The sequence below is a fragment of the Priestia endophytica genome, assembly GCF_026790145.1.
In the GTDB taxonomy this organism is placed as follows: domain Bacteria; phylum Bacillota; class Bacilli; order Bacillales; family Bacillaceae_H; genus Bacillus_I; species Bacillus_I endophytica_A.
Genome location: NZ_JALAMS010000011.1, coordinates 224,878 through 242,090 on the forward strand (window position 1 = coordinate 224,878; position 17,213 = coordinate 242,090).

Consider the following 17,213-nt stretch of genomic DNA (forward strand, 5'->3'; position numbering starts at 1 on the left):
TGTGAAAGAAAAGATAAAACGTGATTCTCGCACTACTTTCTTGGCATGTCATATTTATTCAAAGTTTTTTCATTATTTAAAAAATAAGGTGTACGACATCCCGAAAAATCGCGAGATCAAGACAGTTTTCCTCTTTTCTCATCCCAAATCATAAACGCAAAATCGCCAACGAGAAACTTTGGCATTTCTTCTCCCCACTTCGAATAAGCGTGTAAAAGAAGTTCGCTATCTTTGATAGAATCTCTATATTTTATATCTATTCCTAATCTATTAAATAATTCATCTCGATTGTCGATGATAGCATCTGTTGTAATAGCGAGCTTTCGTTCACTTTGTAATAAAGGCGAGATCATTAAGGTTTTTATAATAACGGTATTTTTATATAACATTTTCAGATTAACTTTCTTTCAACTTTTTTAACGTCTTTCCGAAAGAAGTCTCCCTCTTCAAGTACGTGAAGGGCTTAGCCCAGTAGTAAGGGGGAGATGAATTTCGGTTAGGCGTTAGCCTAAAGGTTTTTCGTACAAGTGTTCTTATGATAAAATACACGTATGACATGTTCTTGGACAAGTGATTATATAAGGTTGAGTGGACAAACTAAAAGGCGAAAACCAAGCTAAATCCTTCCACTCGTAAAATAATCAAGGTAACGAAAGAACTTACATTCGTTGGACATCTACCGCAGGAACTGCGGGAAGTAACGCTCAAGGAGATGAAAGGTTGCTTTCGTCATGGAGTTGAGAAGCTCCTACTTCAAGCGTTAGCTAAGTGGTGAGTAGTTCACACTATCGCCTTTTTCATAAAAAATTAATCCCCCATTTTTATGTAGGAAACTTCTCATGAAAGTAATAAAGTACAAAAAAGACTTCGCTCATCACGAAGTCTTTTCCTCAGTTAAAATCTCAATAAAATTCCCGAATGCCTCTCTTCCTTCTCTATCTTGTTTAAACACCCCAGCATCTTCAAGAACACGCAGAAACTTCATGCCAACCTCTTTTTGGAGGACTTCTGTTATGTTCTCTTTTGTTAGTTGATCTTTATACGTTTCTTTAATTTCCTCAGCCCAGTGAAGATGATAAGTAGCAATTTCATTTTGTTCACCTAGTAAAAACTGAGCTACTTCTTTAAGCTCTTTTTCAAGACGAGAGGGTAACACCGCAAGGCCCATTACTTCAATTAAGCCGATGTTCTCTTTTTTGATATGATGAACATCTTCATGGGGATGAAAGATGCCAAGTGGGTAATCTTCTGTTGTTCGATTGTTCCGTAAAACAAGATCTATTTCAAACTGACCGTCCCTCATTCTCGCAATTGGTGTAACCGTATTATGAGGAGTATCTCCTGTATAGGCTTCTATGCTAACTGTAGGATCACTATAGTTTTTCCATATTTCGAGAACAAGGGAAGAAGCTCGAACAAGCTCTTCCCGCTCTTTGCTTCGAAGACGAATGACAGACATTGGCCAGTTCACAATTGCTCCGTGAACGTTCGGAAACTCTTTTAATGTAAATACATGATTTTCTTTTGCTTTTGCCATTGAGAATTCATAGTTTCCACCTTGATAATGATCATGCGTTAGGATAGAACCCCCTACAATCGGAAGATCTGCATTTGATCCGATAAAATAGTGAGGAAACTTTTCCACAAATTCTAGCAATCTTGTAAATGTGCTCTTACTTATTTTCATATCACAATGCTCGCTTGATAGAACAATGCAGTGTTCGTTGTAGTACACGTATGGTGAGTATTGAAGTAACCACTCTTCATTCCTTAAGTTCATTCGAATCATTCGGTGATTCGAACGTGCTGGATGACCAATTCTTCCTTCATATCCTTCATTTTCAATACAAAGCAAGCATTTTGGATACGGATATTTCGTTTGTTTTTTTTGTTTTTCAGCAGCAATTTGTTTTGGGTCTTTTTCCGGCTTAGACAAGTTAATGGTAATATCTAACTCTCCGTAATCTGTGTTCACTTTATAAGCAATATTTTTGGCAATTTGCTTTGTTTGAATATAGTTGCTGTTCTGACTAAATGTATAAAAGTAGTTTGTAGCGTGTTCTGGATCATTTTTATAGTATTCATAAAAAGTTCGATTAACGTCTGAAGGTCTTGGCAAGAACACGTTCATAATGTTACTACTTAACATTTCTTTTTCGTCTAACATGTCTGAAATGATATGATTCTCAACAGCATAACTCACAAGTTTTTCAACTAAGTCTGGAATCTCTCCTTCCTCTGTCTCTTCTACATGCTCGGGGAACACGTCAAATCCTAAAAGTGATAGCAACCTATTTCTCGCATAGATACGGTCTTCAGATTCAATTAAGTTTACCGTGAATGCTTTTTCAACCAGACTTTGTATGGCGCTAAAAATGTTCACTTTCTTCACTCCTGTCTCCATAAATTACAGCACTTAACGCATCACTTCTTGCGTAATTTCCTTTGTTCCTTCTCCGATATTCGCTACATAAAAAGTTGCCTCATACCCTATCTTCCTGGCATATTCTTCGCCTACTACTCTAATAAATTCTTCTGTCTTATCTTCTGCAACAATCGCAATAGCACAGCCGCCAAACCCTGCTCCAGTCATTCTTGCTCCAACTGTTCCGTCTCTTTTCCACGCAGCTTCTACTAATGTATCAAGCTCAATTCCTGTTACTTCATAGTCATCACGCAAAGAGCGGTGTGATTCATTCATATAAGATCCAAATAAAGCTAATCCATCATGTTCTAACGCTTGAAAAGCGCGTAAAATTCTTTGATTTTCATACACAGCATGTTTAGCTCTTTTCTCTAACACCCTATCGTTTATAAGATGACGATGTTGTTCAAACTCAGTTTCTGTTAAATCGCCAAGCGATCCGATTGAAAGGCCTTTTTGCAGCCTAGAGAGAGCGCTTTCACATTCACTCCGACGTTCATTATATTTAGAATCCGCAAGCTCTCTTCGTTTGTTTGTGTTCATAATAATAATTTGATGATTTCCTAGATTTAAAGGCATGTATTTGTATGTTAATGTATTGCAGTCAAGCAAAATTCCGCAGTCCTTTTTTCCCATTCCAACGGCAAACTGATCCATAATTCCGCTTTGGACACCAATAAACTCATTTTCTACTTTCTTCCCGAGTGAAACAAGTTCTAGGCGCTCTATGTAAAGCTGAAACATTTCGCTTATAATAACGCCAATAAGCATCTCAAGCGAAGCTGAAGAAGACAAACCTGCTCCATTTGGAATATTTCCGTAAATCATAATGTCTAAGCCAGACGGAAGCGTCCATCCCTCTTGCCTGATATAGTGAATCATTCCTTTAGGATAGTTCCCCCATCCATCGCTCTCTTCATAATGAAGCTCATCAAGTGAAAAAGTAATTGTTCCTTGTTCAGGAAAGTTAAGCGAATACAATCTCACTTCACGATCCTCTCTCTTTCTAGCAACTCCATAAGTACCAAATGTAATGGCACACGGAAAAACGTGTCCCCCATTGTAGTCTGTATGTTCACCAATTAAATTAATTCTTCCTGGTGAAAAAAATAGACGCCCGTCTCTTCCTTGAAAAAGCTCATCAAATTTATTTAATAGCTCTTCTGTTTTCACTTTTTCTCCCCCCAATAGCTCTTTCCTTTATCATCTAGCATTTTCACTATTATTATTACAAGTATTTTATTATGTCAGAATTCTCCTTCATTTTAAGTTAAAAAGTAAAAAAGAGCAATATTTTTACTAAATTTTTTACTAAAAATACAGAAAAAAGCTTGGAATATTTTTATTCCAAGCTTTTTTACTTTGTGCTTTCACGAATGTTTAATACGGTTGAGAGCACGACTTTCTTTGGAACTTCTCTTCCTTCAAGTCTTTCCATTAAGGAATCTACGGCTGTTTTACCCATAAGCTCTGTAAAGACTTTGACAGTGCTTAATGGGGGATAAACATGTTTTGATACGCTAAAATCATTCACTCCAATGATACTAACGGTTCCCGGAACAGAAATTCCCTCTTCATGCAGTGCCTTTAATGCTCCAAATGCCATTGAGTCATTTCCAAGGAAAAAGGCTGTTGGGAGATTTTCTTTATGGTCTCTAATTGCTTTTTTCATGAGAGCATAACCATCATTTACAGAGAAGTTTCCAATGTAAACAAATGATGAATCATAATGACCTTTCTCTATTAAAAAGCGCTCGAAACCCAGGCTTCTTGGATCTTGAATAAGAGCTGTTTGATCTCGATACGATTCCATTCCACCAATATAACCGATACGCGTATGTCCACTATCTAGAAAATATTGCAAAGCCTTCTCAGTTGCTCTTTCAAAATTGCTTATCACTGAATCAAACATATCCTCATCTGGTGAGCAGTCCACAAAAACAACATGTGGAGACCTCTCCTTGAGCTTTTCCGCTTGATATAAACTAAACTTCCCAATCGCAATGATACCGTCTATCTCTTCTGATTCTTTCAGGTTGTCCATTGACACTTTCATAAGCTCAATATTGTGAACCTCACACGCTTTTTCTACACCTAAGCTTATCGCGTGATAATAAAGGTCATCAAGCTCCTCCTCTTCCGTATACCAGCTTACAACCGCGAATTTGTATGCTTGAGCAAGCTTGCGTCCGCCTTTCTTTTTGTACTGAAGTTCTTTTGCTGCTTGAAACACCTTTTCTTTTGTTTCTTCACTAACAGAGAGAGATTTATCATAGTTCAATACGCGTGAAACGGTAGCAATGGAAACACCTACTCGCTTCGCTATGTCTTTGATTGTCGCCATGTTTTGCTCCTTTTATCTTGTTTAAAATAAAATATACACTTTTTCATCTTCATTTATCATACCACATTGCTCTTTTAACTAATTTTTTTACTTTTAGAAAAGAAAAGTTTTCCCCATTTCCACTAAATAAACGATGATACAAAATCTTTTCTTTTTTTATCTTTCACTATTATTTCTCCTATATATCTAACATTTTGACTGATAGTTAAAACATAATACCCTACTTTTCTGTTTCTTCCGCAACTATACTAAATGCACGCACTACAATTCTCTCTAACATATGAGTTGTTATGTAAGGGATTACAAAGGGGTATGGGGAATGGAAAAACTATCTGCAAAAGCAAAGTATTCATTTGGGGTAGGAGCAATTGGAAAAGATGCTGTTGTAAACTTAGTCGGAATTTATCTTATGTTTTACATTACAGACGTATTAGGGCTTTCGCCTGCATTTGTTGGAACACTATTTTTCATTGCTCGAATATGGTATGCAACAAACGACCCTGTTATGGGAATGGTTGTTGACAATACGCACTCACGATTCGGAAAATTCCGGCCATGGATTGTGATTGGAACACTTGTCAACTCCGTTATTTTTGTTCTCTTATTTACAAACTTCGGCCTCTCTACAACAGAGCTTTATGTGTATATTTCAATTGCCTATCTTCTCTACGGCATGACCTATACCATCATGGACATTCCATATTGGTCTTGGTTGCCAAGCTTAACAAATGATCCGCGTGAACGAGAAGAAGTATCTGTCATTCCACGATTTTTTGCAAGTCTTGCTGGCATGTTAATTGGAACGTTTGGCCTTTATATGATTGATTTCTTTGACCGCTCATTTGGCGGCAGTGGAGATCGTCAAACAGGGTTTACTGTTTCTGCAATTGTAATCGCTATCATCTTTATTGCGACAATTGCCGTTACCGTTTTTAATGTTCCTGAAAAACCAACAAATAGAAATGCACCACGAATTAAATTCAAACAGATTGGAAAGCTGCTTGCTAAAAATGATCAACTTGTCGCTTTTATTGGAATCTTACTTTCTTTTAATCTTGCCATGCAAATTGTAAACGGTGTCACCATTTATTACTTTAAATATGTCACAGGGGCTGAACACTTATTTTCAATCTTCAACTTTATGATTACAGCAGAAATGCTCTCTCTGCTTCTCTTTCCAAGACTTGTGAAAGCATTCAATCGTACCAAAGTGTTTACACTCGCATGCAGTCTTGTTGGAATAGGACTCGTGATCATTTTAGCTGGCGGGTACATTGCACCACAAAGTCCTCTCTTCATTATTGTCGGCAGCTTTCTTTTAAAATTTGGTTCAGGTCTTTCCCTTGGAATTACAACCGTTTCAATTGCAGATGTGATTGACTATGGTGAGCTTAAATTTGGAATTCGCTCAGAAAGTATTATTGTCTCTACCCAAACATTTCTGATGAAAGCTGCTCAAGCAGTCTCAGGACTTCTTACTGGAGTTGGCCTTTCTCTTGTTGGCTATGTACCAGACGCTGTCCAAACTCCTGGAACTGTAATGGGCCTTCGCATTTTAATGATTGCCATTCCGCTCCTTTTTGCTGCTCTTAGTCTTTTTATCTATCTTAAAGCTTACAAGCTAAAAGGCTCTTACTTAAGCCAAATTGTGAGCAACTTGAAAGAGAAAAACGCGGAGAATGAGAAAAACGAAGAAAACATTCAAAACATTCGTTAAAAATCAAGCTTAATATGAAAGGATGATTATGATGACGATTATTTATAATGAAGAAAAGAAAGAGTTTCATCTCTACAATAATGAAATAAGCTATATTATGAAAGTGCTTCAAAACAACCAGCTTGGGCAGCTTTATTTTGGAAAAAAAGTGCCGCACAGAGCTTCTTTTGACTATTTAGTCGAAATGCAGCATCGTCCAATGACCGCTTATCCGTTTGAAGGAAACCTATATTTTTCTCTTGATCATCTTAAACAAGAATATCCCTCTTACGGAACATCTGATTTCAGGCAACCTGCTCTTGAAATTCATCAAAGAAACGGCAGTCGAATTACGAACTTCGAATATAAAACACATGAAATTTATCGCGGGAAACCAAAACTAGCAAATTTGCCTGCGACATATACAGAACATGATGATGAAGCAACAACGCTTCAAATCACACTACTAGATTCTGTCATCTCTGTTGAATTAGTTTTACTTTATACCATTTTTGAAGGAGAAAATGCGATTGCTAGAAGCGCTCGTTTTAAAAATAGAGGAACAGAAAGTGTTGATCTTACAACAGCGATGAGCATGAACCTTGATTTGCCTGACGATGACTATGAATGGATTCAGCTTTCAGGGGCTTGGGGACGCGAGCGTCACATTAAAAATCGAAAGCTAGAGCAAGGAATACAGTCTGTTGGAAGTATCAGAGGTAACTCAAGCCTTCAACATAACCCATTTATAGCGCTCAAACGTCCTCACTCAGATGAGTTTCAAGGAGAAGTGATGGGATTTAGCTTAGTTTATAGCGGCAACTTTTTAGCACAAGCAGAAGTTGATACACATGGACAAACAAGGGTTATGATAGGCATTCATCCACATGGTTTTACATGGCATTTAGAAAAAGACGAAGAGTTTCAAACACCAGAAGCCGTGATCGTCTACAGTGATAAGGGGATAAATGCCATGAGTCAAACTTATCACCGTTTGTACAGAACGCGTCTTGTGCGCGGAGAGTGGCGTGATAAAACGAGACCTGTTCTTATTAACAATTGGGAAGCAACTTATTTTGATTTTGATGAAGAGAAAATTTTAGCGTTTGCGGAGGCTGCAAAAGAAGATGGAATCGAGCTTTTTGTCCTTGATGACGGGTGGTTTGGGGAACGAAATGATGACAAACGAGGACTTGGGGACTGGGTTGAAAATCGCGAAAAACTGCCAAGCGGTATTTCTGGATTAGCCAAAAGAATTGAAGAGATTGGCATGAAGTTTGGATTATGGTTTGAGCCTGAAATGGTTAATAAAAACAGTAATTTATACAGAGAGCATCCAGAGTGGATGATTGAAACTCCAGAGCGCAGAGCTTCTCACGGGCGCAATCAGTTTGTACTTGATTTTTCTCAAAAAGAAGTTGTTGATCATATTTATGAGATGATGGCAGACATCCTAAAAGACGGATCTGTTTCATATGTTAAATGGGATATGAACCGCTCAATGACTGAAGTATATTCAAAAGCATATAGCGCTAAAAGACAAGGTGAGATTTTCCACCGCTATATTTTAGGCGTGTATGACTTGTATGAACGATTAACATCCTCATTTCCACACGTTTTATTTGAATCATGCGCAAGCGGTGGCGGACGATTTGATCCAGGTATGCTTTACTATGCTCCGCAAACATGGACAAGTGATGATACAGATGCCATTGAACGGTTAAAAATTCAATATGGAACATCGCTTGTTTATCCATTATCAAGCATGGGCGCTCACGTTTCAGCTGTGCCAAATGAGCAAGCATTCCGCACAACACCTCTTGAAACAAGAGCAAATGTGGCCTACTTCGGCTCGTTTGGATATGAATTAGATGTGACAAAGCTGTCAGAAGAGGAGCGAGATGAAATGAAAAAGCAAGTTGCCTTTTTCAAACAATATCGTCATCTTCTCTCACAAGGCACGTTTTATCGCTTGCTTAGCCCTTTTGAAGGCAATTTTACAGCTTGGATGGTTGTGTCAGAGGATAAGAAAGAAGCGATTGTTGGCTATTATAAAGTATTGAATGAAGTAAACGGCAGATTCCGCAGACTTCCTTTAAAAGGACTAGATCCTCATAAGATCTATGAGATCAAAAAGCTGAACGAGAGCTTTAGCGGCTCTGAATTGATGAATATCGGACTTATCACTTCAGACTCTTCTGCTGGTCAAGATCTCCAAGGAAATAAACCGCCAAGCGATTTCAGTTCGGTACTCTACGTACTAAAGGCTGAATAATAAAAAAGGACTACGCACTTTTTAGCGTAGTCCTTCTCTTTTTTCCCTCGTGTTCATCCCTTCCAGCCGCTCACGCTCTCTGTACTTTGTAGGTGAAACACCTTTCTCTCTTTTAAACGCTTTTGAAAAAACTAACGGATCACTATAGCCGCATGACTCCGCAATCTGCTCGATAGATAAATCCGTAAGCGCTAGCAGCTCAACGGCTCTTGTTAGACGAAACTGTGCTAAATATTGTTGAATAGACACTCCCGTTCTTTTACGAAACAGCGTTGTTAAGTAGCTTCTATTTAAAGAAACATAGTGGGCAATGTCTGTTACTTTAATTTTCTCGTTATAGTGCGTTTGAATAAATTCAATTGACTTTGTAATATAGTCGTTTTCCTTTGACATTTCTTCCTTATAGAAGTCTGATGAACTGTTTGCAATAAGAGAGAAAAATAGATAAAGCAAACTTTGAATTCGATACTCGTCCCCCACATCGAGCTTCTTGTACTGAAGCATATCCATCACAACTTCTTCTAACTCTATGAGACTAGAGGATTGAAAAAACAGCTTGTCAGCGCCAAGTCCAATATTGCGCAGATGTTCCATACTATTTGTTCCATCAAATCCAATCCATATATATGTCCACGGATCTTCCTCATCTGCTTCATATCTTGTTAACACATCAGGCAATATTAAAAAACCTTGCCCTTTTCCAAGCGTATACTTCTCTTCACCAACATAGTAATAGCCTTTTCCTGATAGAATAAAATGAATAATATAGTTCGGACGTACAGCAGGACCAAAATGATGAAGAGGCTCACATACCCCATAACCACAAAAAAGAAGATGAAAATCTTGAAATTTCTTATCAGGTATTTTTAAAACGTACGATGTTTCCATTTCCAGCACCTCTTACTACTCATTATACTTTTCGTTATAAAAAAGATAGCATAGCATTCTCATAATCTCCTATCTTTTTTTAAAAGTATAAAAAGTGCCATCACCCTCCTTACATCAAGCCCAATGCAAAATCAATTTTACTCACATATTGCGGAAAGTCAATTAAAGGATTACGGTTTCCTTGTTTCTCCCAAATTGCTCGGTTGCGGTGTTTTTCGTAAAGGGAGACTTCATCATTGCTATGCCATTTTACAAGCATCGTAATATCTTCTCCTTTATAGTTACGAATCTCTCCTGGATATCTTAGTAAGAAATAAAGAGTAGCTCGGGCAACTTCTCCTTTGCCGCTCTCAGGTTCAAATTTGTTTTCTTCATATTTCCCGCACGTTTCTCTAATGGTTTTCATGCTCACTTCTGGAGAATAATCAGCAAAATCGTAAAAAGGATGGTTCGATCTTGAGGAGTTACACTTAGGCTCGCATGCAAAAAGATGATGCAAATCTCCTCTCATTGGATTTCCTTTATCAAACCATGATTGTGGCACAACATGCTCACAATTGTATTTGTTCTCTTTTTCAATCGACTCTTTCATCACCTCAAGGGTCTTTTCGTCCCTTTTATCGTTTGTTACCAATGTGTTATATGCCTTTTCTCTTCTTAAGAAAGCCTTATAATCTTCTTTTATCACTTCTTCTGGATTTTGCTGTTGTCCGGAATAGATACTTTTAAGCTTGCCGTTTTCTTGAAGATCTGCCCATGAATAAAGATAATTTCTCGTCTCTGTGCTGTATGGAAGCTTAGTATGATGCGTACGTGTTACAAGATCGTTTAACTTTGTAAAAAGCTCTTTACTGCTCGTTTGCTCAAAATCGATTCCGCTGTAATAGTTCTGAATGTCCTCTCTGTCTTTCGCTTCATCGTAATATTCGTTCTCGTTTTCTATTTTTCTTTGATTTTCTTTTAATTGGGCGATAAAAGTGTTCATTTCTACATTTTTATCCATATCTTCCATTTTTCTATTCATTACAGCATCTCTCCTTTTATATTGAAATTGTCTTTACTAACTCATTCTCGCAAACAACTCTTTTCTCCTTTCTTCAACACTATAAAGTGAAGAATTACCCATATTAAAAAAAAAGCCTGAATTCAACATATGAATTCAAGCTTTTCTCTTATAGAGCATTGTTTACTTGTTTTTGATATGCTTTTACTTTGCTTATGAGATAAAACAAGAATGATAATCCTAACCCTGCTCCAATTCCGATTGTTAAGTTTGTAAACACTGTTAAAAGGAACGTTACGACGAGCACAAGGGAATGATTTGATTTTTCTTTGACAATCTCTGTGAACTGTTCTTTTTTACTAATACTCCATGCTACAACCATTAAGACAGGTGCCAAACTAGCAAGAGAAACAAATGAAGCATATGGCGCAAGTAATACAACAACGATTAAAACGAACAGTGCATGTGTTGCTCCTGCAATGGGAGAGGACGCCCCATTTTTAATATTTGTGACAGTTCGAGCAATCTCACCTGCTGCTGGAATACCTTGGAATATCGGTGCAACCATGTTTACTACGCCTTGACCAATTAACTCTTTTCGACTATTATGCTTCACTCCTGTCATCTCGTCTGCTACGCGAGCCGTTAATAACGACTGTAGTCCAACAAGAACCGCGATAATAAAAGAAGAGGGAAGAAGCATCATCACTTTTTCAACTGTAATCTCAGGGAGCTGTGGCGTTGGAATCTGACTCGGGATTTTTCCGTAGATTGATCCGATTGTTTCAACTTTTCCAGAAAAGAAGAGAGATGAAACAACGCTTGAAATAATGATCGCTAACAGATACGAAAGCTTCCCAATCTTAGGGAACAAGCGTGGTATTGCTAACACAATCCCCAAACAAAGCAGCGCTGTTAAAATGCTGTAAGAACTTAAAAACTGAAGGTTCCCTACTATTTCTTTCATATTTAAATGAAAATACTCAGATTTCTCAATGTCGTGTAGTCCTAAAAAGTTTGGAATTTGACCGGCGAAGATAATGACCGCGATTCCTGATTGAAACCCGATGATGGTGGCTTTCGGGAAATATTGAATTAAGCTACCAACTTTACATAGCCCAAAGATGATTAGCAAGATTCCTGACATAAACCCTGCAATAAGTAAATTCTCAAACCCAAACTGCAACACAATTCCTAATAAAACTGGAACAAAAGCACCAGTGGGTCCTCCAATTTGGAATCTACATCCCCCTAAGAGAGCGATCAGTATACCTGCTACAATTGTTGTGTAAAGGCCTGTGGCAGGATCTGTCCCAGATGCAATCGCAAATCCTAATCCTAAAGGAATGGCAATAATACCAACAACAATTCCTGATAGCACGTCTTTTTGTAAGTTGCGTAAGGAATATCCTCTGAATGCTTTTAAATTCATGAACGCACATAACCTCCGTTTTTAAGTATCGATTATTTTCCTTTTCATAAAAATCTAGTTTTCTATGTCAAGATGGGACTCTGCGGGCATCTAATCTTCTTTTTTTATGATTTATTCCTTAGATGCTCCCCATACTAAATTTCGTTCTCTAAGCAAATGGTGGGCATAAACGGCACTGTTTTGATCTTTTTTACTTCATTAACAGAAATTTTAAATTCTTTTAACATTATCAACATAAAATTTACAAAATTTTTAAAAAACTTAAGAAATGAAGAAGCTTTTCTTTTTTTGAAGTTATCTCTATCCTAAATGAACTAAATTATAATGAAATGACATAAAGATGAGAATTTGATGAGGATTTTTTAATCTATTTCTTATTTTCTAATTTTAAAAATGAGGGAAAAAGAAGAGAGACTGCGTTCATTTTTGTTAATATAATTTAAAATATAGTAATGGTAAATAACAAAATTAAATAAATCCTTTTAATGGATGGATTGTTTTTTGCTCTAAAAGAATATAAAAAACCAGTAGCTCTGTTATGGGAGCTACTGGTTTTAACGTATCTATATTAGGGGTAGTTGTTATGCTTTCTTATCCTACAGTTTAGCTTTTAGACTAGATTTACGGATTGAACACTTCTCCGACAAACAAAAGATAAGCGACTGCCTACTGTTACTCCTCTTCTGATGATAATCTTGATTTTTCACTATCAAGGACTTGATCAGGATCCACGAGATTAGCAAAACTCCATGTTTTCCCTTTGTCTATTGAAATAAACCTCGCTAGAACGTTCCCTCCTTGATAATCTCCACTCGGCCCTTGATTCACAAGTAACGTTCCTTGTGAGCCGTCAAAAGTTGGTGGCTCAGCAACAACGAAGATACCTTGATACTCGGGAGGCATTGGCAATTCAACTTCACTCCATGTTTTTCCTCCGTCCCCTGTTCGAAACAGATAAGGACTTCCCTCTTTGTTCAATTCATTTTTTGTACCAAAAGAAAGAAATCCTAGCTTATCATTAATAAAGCTTCCACCTGTTACATGATTGCTGACGTCAGGAACAGAGCCAGCTTTTTTCCATGTTGCTCCACCATCATTTGTTTTAAAAACCGTATGTGCCTCAAATCCCATTGTTCTGTCATATGTAAGGATAAGATAGCCATCCTTTTTAGACGTAAAGCCAATTGTTCTCAATCGTACAGACGCAAACTCTTCTGAAATTCGGCTCGTCTTCCACGTCTTTCCTTTATTATTAGAGTAGAGAATACTTACTCTGTTAGCTTCCATACTGTCTTCTACAAAAACAAAAGCTGTTTTCTCTGGCGAAATAACAAAACTTCCTTCAATCAACGTATCCTTTGAACCACTATAGTCCCCTTGAAATAGTTGATCAACCCCAAGCGGAACCTTCACCCAACTTTTTCCGCCATTATAGGTAACTTGTAATTTGTCCTGCTCAAACGTGTAGTTCATATCACTGTTTTCTACCTTTATGCCCGCTTCCTTTTGATACTGGTTTTCGACCGCCGGAAGTCCTGCTACAGCGCCTGATGTTTCTTCGATTTTTGTAAGCTCGTATGTGTTGTCTCCCCTTTTCTTAAGTCTCATCGTCCAGTGAATATCCTGAATCGTTCCATCCTTCTCCATGCTGCCCCAATTATGAAAAATACTCCACGTTTTATTTTCAGGTTTAATCCAAAATGTGACCGCTACTGCTGCCTCCTCTTTATCACCTGCAAGCAGTTGAAATTCATCAAAACGTACATCATCAAGCTTTTTCCATGAAGAAGCTTTACTTTCTTTGTAAGGATCAAGAAGATCTGACAGGAACATGTAAGCAGCATCTTCTGCACCTAAGTCTTTATTCGCATGATCAATCGAAATTGACATCGGAAGGTCTTTGTTGAAGTCTGGTTCAGACAACTTTAAGAAAAGAAAGAGTCCTATTGCTAAAAGAAAGATACATGTTGTAATGGCTATGAGCCACTTTTTGCTTTTTATCATGTTAGAGCTCCTTTACTACATTTTCCATCCAATTCTAACACTTATTTCCACTTTAGTAATCTATTAAAAATCAGTGGCTATTAGATAGTAAAAAGAGTATTGAAAGCTAGTTTCAATACTCTTTTTACTAAACTATTCTTTTTCAGATTCTAATTCTGTAACCAAATCTGTAAATGTGTCACAAAGCGCTGATAAAGACTCGTCTCCTTCTTCTTTATGATCCATATAGACGATAGGCGGAAACGTTAAACTTTTCCAGAAGTCAAAACAAAGAAGATCATCGCTTTGCGTTTCTGAAAAAGAAAGAAACTAAGTTATTTTAAAATTTCAGTTCGCCTCATACTTACGTAATTTTTGAAGAAGCTCAGTAAATATATCTGCCACATAAAAAATATTCTCTCTTGCTACTTGTTCTGCTTCCTCCTCTGTTAAGTTTTCTTCTTCCATTAGTATTTCTTTTTCACATGCTTCTTCATGTTCCCAAAATACTATAATAGGATTTTCCTTGTTATTTTTATAATCAAAACAGACGAGATTCCCCCCTGGATCATCAGCAAAAGGAATAATATCTTTAGGAAGAGTATCCTTATAGCTTTCATAAGTTCTTACTATATCACTTGCACTTTCAGGTGTGTTAATCATAAGTAAACTACCAAATGCTCGTTCTATTCCTTCTACATCAAGTACAAATTGTTCCGGAGATGCTCCGTGATTGACTTGGACACACTGTTTATAATCAGCAGGAAAGATTACGTTCAATTCCTCTTCAACCTTTCTTACCTCATGCTCACTAACTGGTCTTTCAAGGTACTTCCACTTTACTTTATTCATCTAATCATCCCCTTTTATTTTGCAATCGTATAAAAAGGCCCTTTTCCTCTGTTCCCTCACTAAGAGCATTATAGATAATATCCTCTTGAAGATGTCTTCTTCTCAAACCAATTACAACAAACATCCAACACATGGGTTGTAACTGTATAATTTGATATGAATAATAGCTTCATTCAATCTTAAGAAAAATGCTACTTGGGTATTTGATCTTAATGATTTAAAAGTACCTAACATGTATATCCCACGTTGATTCGATTAGGGTTCATAATATGTAAATCAGGAATTTGACTTCTCAATTTCTCTAACAGATATTCTTCTCCCTTTTCCATCGCAAGCTGTCGTTCTTCTTCATAAAGCGGGATAAGATAATAGAAGTTAATTTCCTTATATCCTGGTTTAACATTTGATAAAGAATGGTCTTCTGGTCGAAGAACAAGCAAACTCGAAAACGGGACATTCTCCGAAAATGCAACAGGCGGTTCACCGTTTGGAATAATAACTCCTTCATCGATCCATCCATCATACAAAAATGGTAAATGGGCAATTTGGCGAATCCAATTCAATGGCCAGCGGCACTCATCTTTTATTAATTTCTCTTTGCTCGTAGGCCATGTAGAAGGCAGCACAAACATAAGCTCCGCAAACTGTAGTTCATCCCCAATTTCATACTCGGCCATTGGTTGTCCACTCATACCCGTTGTGACTAACGTTACATCTTGTCGTTCCGCTGTTGGTGGAACGATATGAACATCAATTAAAGCTTCACTAGCTGGCACTATTTCACTTATCGTATTTTCAATCGGTCCAATTTGTTGTTCTATATGACGAAGCAAGAACACCTCGTCGGGAAGTTCTCGTTCTTTTTCATAAGGATCAATAGGATCTGTGGCGCCTTTGCTGTAGAGATAAGATAAAATATCAGAGTGATCTTTCATTTGAGCCATTTTCACTGCGTTGACTATCATTGTGTCTTTACCTTCTCCAAGTTCATAAGAAGCATTAAGGGATGCACCATGCTCTACGAATAATTTAACTAAATCTAGATTTCCTTTTTGAACAGCATGGATTAAAGGAGTGGTAACTCCACCAGGAATTCCGCCTCCATCAATATGTGCTCCATGCTCAATCAACCATTTAGAGGCTTCAAATGATCCCCCAGCTGCTGCATATTGTAAAGGTGTAATCGGTTCATCATCATTCATTCCTACAAAATTGCAATCAATCTCATATCCTTGCTTCGTAAAATATTCTAACAGCTCAACCTGGTTGCACCGCGCTGCCATATGCATTAACGTTTCTCCTGTATGCTTTGACGCATGAAGCGCTCTATCATGCTCCTCAATTATAGCTACAACTTCGTTGTAATCTCCTTTTTCTACAGAGGAAAACAGTTTTCGTTTGATTGGTGCCCATCTCATCGTTTGAGGTCAACTCCTTTTCTTATAATAAAAAATTTTAATTTAAGTGTTGAATGATTTCATTAACAGAGAATTGAAATCTCTCGGGATTATCAGCAGCAATTTCAGTAAGTAAATTCACTACCGTTAATTTTATAGGCTCGTCCATGTTAGAAAGTATTTTCATATATTCTTTTCTATATAACTCGTGATTTAAAATTCTCTTATTTAAAATCATTGCCCACTCTTTTGCATTCTCAATCATGTTAGGTAAAGCTTTAGGCATGTCTGTTAGGTAGACCTCCTTTTCAACACTCTCAATGAAATGAATTAATCCAAACATCACTTCTTCATCTTCTGTATTATCATCAAATACCGTACAGAGTTCTCTAATTATGCTTTCATCGTTATAATCAGCAAGACGTTCTAGCGTATTCTCAAACTGTTCAAATTCTTCTTCAGTTTTTAAAAGTCTACAATTATAGAGCTTTTGAATTTCCACTCTAATATCCATTACCTTAACTCCTTTTACTGTACAACTTTTCTAAGAAAGAGCCATTTCTAACGCATTTTTTAGCATAAAATCAAAGTCATCAAATGAACTTACAATCGTGCCTGATGGTTTATCAAGCTCCATATACATGTTTTCATCCATGTCATAGCAATACCAACTAATATCAGCATCACCAAAAAAGATATACTTCTTCATCTCAGCATTCTCATGCCAAAGCTCATTCATCTCTATTATTCCTTCAATAGATTCCTCTGATTTTATATCCGATAGCCCTTTATCAACACCATAGATATTTAATCCATTAAACTGGAGACCATTTACTATATGTAAAAAGTTCAAATACTGCTTGGGAAGTGAAGAGGCTTTGAATTCTCCTTCATTTCTACCAACTGTTGCTTCCATAT

13 protein-coding genes and 1 pseudogene are annotated in these 17,213 nt (G+C 37.1%); 2 read left to right on the plus strand and 12 right to left on the minus strand.

Translation table 11 applies throughout. The annotated features are described in order from the left end of the window. Positions 1-119: 119 nt before the first annotated feature. The 4 genes and pseudogenes from MOC86_RS09595 to MOC86_RS09610 form a co-directional block, all read right to left on the minus strand. Positions 120-344: pseudogene (locus tag MOC86_RS09595) on the minus strand (asparagine synthetase B); the annotation flags it as partial. A gap of 530 nt (positions 345-874) precedes the next feature. After that, complete coding sequence (galT, locus tag MOC86_RS09600) at positions 875-2,404, minus strand: UDP-glucose--hexose-1-phosphate uridylyltransferase (protein WP_419146620.1); 1,530 nt, start codon at positions 2,402-2,404, stop codon at positions 875-877. Between the two features lie 12 nt (positions 2,405-2,416). Next, complete coding sequence (locus MOC86_RS09605; protein WP_268583956.1) at positions 2,417-3,598, minus strand: galactokinase; 1,182 nt, start codon at positions 3,596-3,598, stop codon at positions 2,417-2,419. A 184-nt stretch (positions 3,599-3,782) separates the two neighbouring features. Beyond that, positions 3,783-4,769 (minus strand): LacI family DNA-binding transcriptional regulator, encoded by a 987-nt coding sequence (locus MOC86_RS09610; RefSeq protein WP_268583957.1) that lies wholly within the window; start codon positions 4,767-4,769, stop codon positions 3,783-3,785. 319 nt (positions 4,770-5,088) lie between these two features. On the opposite strand from MOC86_RS09610, the gene melB reads away from it, so the two are divergent. Both melB and MOC86_RS09620 read left to right on the plus strand, forming a co-directional pair. Beyond that, positions 5,089-6,486, plus strand: a complete 1,398-nt coding sequence (melB, locus tag MOC86_RS09615) for a melibiose:sodium transporter MelB (protein WP_268583958.1) — start codon at positions 5,089-5,091, stop codon at positions 6,484-6,486. A 31-nt stretch (positions 6,487-6,517) separates the two neighbouring features. Further along, the gene (locus MOC86_RS09620) at positions 6,518-8,740 is read left to right on the plus strand and encodes an alpha-galactosidase (protein ID WP_268583959.1); all 2,223 of its coding nucleotides are present in this window, start codon (positions 6,518-6,520) and stop codon (positions 8,738-8,740) included. 21 nt (positions 8,741-8,761) lie between these two features. On the opposite strand, the gene MOC86_RS09625 is transcribed toward MOC86_RS09620, so the two are convergent. The 8 genes from MOC86_RS09625 to MOC86_RS09660 all read right to left on the minus strand — a co-directional run bounded on the left by MOC86_RS09625 (position 8,762) and on the right by MOC86_RS09660 (position 17,211). Further along, the gene (locus tag MOC86_RS09625) at positions 8,762-9,628 is read right to left on the minus strand and encodes an AraC family transcriptional regulator (protein WP_268583960.1); all 867 of its coding nucleotides are present in this window, start codon (positions 9,626-9,628) and stop codon (positions 8,762-8,764) included. 109 nt (positions 9,629-9,737) lie between these two features. Then, on the minus strand, positions 9,738-10,652 hold the full coding sequence (locus MOC86_RS09630) for an endonuclease I family protein (protein ID WP_268583961.1): 915 nt from the start codon (positions 10,650-10,652) through the stop codon (positions 9,738-9,740). 148 nt (positions 10,653-10,800) lie between these two features. Beyond that, positions 10,801-12,063, minus strand: coding sequence for a SulP family inorganic anion transporter (locus MOC86_RS09635; RefSeq protein ID WP_268583962.1), 1,263 nt, complete (start codon positions 12,061-12,063; stop codon positions 10,801-10,803). Between the two features lie 672 nt (positions 12,064-12,735). Further along, positions 12,736-14,067 (minus strand): WD40/YVTN/BNR-like repeat-containing protein, encoded by a 1,332-nt coding sequence (locus tag MOC86_RS09640; protein WP_268583963.1) that lies wholly within the window; start codon positions 14,065-14,067, stop codon positions 12,736-12,738. A gap of 327 nt (positions 14,068-14,394) precedes the next feature. Further along, positions 14,395-14,898: an SMI1/KNR4 family protein gene (locus MOC86_RS09645; protein ID WP_268583965.1), complete on the minus strand. Its 504-nt coding sequence runs from the start codon at positions 14,896-14,898 to the stop codon at positions 14,395-14,397. 227 nt (positions 14,899-15,125) lie between these two features. Further along, complete coding sequence (locus MOC86_RS09650) at positions 15,126-16,316, minus strand: suppressor of fused domain protein (protein WP_268583966.1); 1,191 nt, start codon at positions 16,314-16,316, stop codon at positions 15,126-15,128. A gap of 37 nt (positions 16,317-16,353) precedes the next feature. Then, the gene (locus tag MOC86_RS09655; protein ID WP_268583968.1) at positions 16,354-16,809 is read right to left on the minus strand and encodes an Imm30 family immunity protein; all 456 of its coding nucleotides are present in this window, start codon (positions 16,807-16,809) and stop codon (positions 16,354-16,356) included. 30 nt (positions 16,810-16,839) lie between these two features. Beyond that, a complete protein-coding gene (locus MOC86_RS09660; RefSeq protein ID WP_268583969.1) occupies positions 16,840-17,211 on the minus strand; it encodes a YrhA family protein in 372 nt (123 codons plus the stop codon). Positions 17,212-17,213: the final 2 nt, after the last annotated feature.

Excerpts from the sequence above, each read along its gene's own strand:
- galT (WP_419146620.1), bottom strand. The coding sequence starts at position 2,404 with ATGGAGACAGGAGTGAAGAAAGTGAACATTTTTAGCGCCATACAAAGT.
- MOC86_RS09610 (WP_268583957.1), bottom strand. The coding sequence starts at position 4,769 with ATGGCGACAATCAAAGACATAGCGAAGCGAGTAGGTGTTTCCATTGCT.
- melB (WP_268583958.1), top strand. The coding sequence starts at position 5,089 with ATGGAAAAACTATCTGCAAAAGCAAAGTATTCATTTGGGGTAGGAGCA.
- MOC86_RS09620 (WP_268583959.1), top strand. The coding sequence starts at position 6,518 with ATGACGATTATTTATAATGAAGAAAAGAAAGAGTTTCATCTCTACAAT.
- MOC86_RS09625 (WP_268583960.1), bottom strand. The coding sequence starts at position 9,628 with ATGGAAACATCGTACGTTTTAAAAATACCTGATAAGAAATTTCAAGAT.
- MOC86_RS09630 (WP_268583961.1), bottom strand. The coding sequence starts at position 10,652 with ATGAATAGAAAAATGGAAGATATGGATAAAAATGTAGAAATGAACACT.
- MOC86_RS09635 (WP_268583962.1), bottom strand. The coding sequence starts at position 12,063 with ATGAATTTAAAAGCATTCAGAGGATATTCCTTACGCAACTTACAAAAA.
- MOC86_RS09640 (WP_268583963.1), bottom strand. The coding sequence starts at position 14,067 with ATGATAAAAAGCAAAAAGTGGCTCATAGCCATTACAACATGTATCTTT.
- MOC86_RS09645 (WP_268583965.1), bottom strand. The coding sequence starts at position 14,898 with ATGAATAAAGTAAAGTGGAAGTACCTTGAAAGACCAGTTAGTGAGCAT.
- MOC86_RS09650 (WP_268583966.1), bottom strand. The coding sequence starts at position 16,316 with ATGAGATGGGCACCAATCAAACGAAAACTGTTTTCCTCTGTAGAAAAA.
- MOC86_RS09655 (WP_268583968.1), bottom strand. The coding sequence starts at position 16,809 with ATGGATATTAGAGTGGAAATTCAAAAGCTCTATAATTGTAGACTTTTA.
- MOC86_RS09660 (WP_268583969.1), bottom strand. The coding sequence starts at position 17,211 with ATGGAAGCAACAGTTGGTAGAAATGAAGGAGAATTCAAAGCCTCTTCA.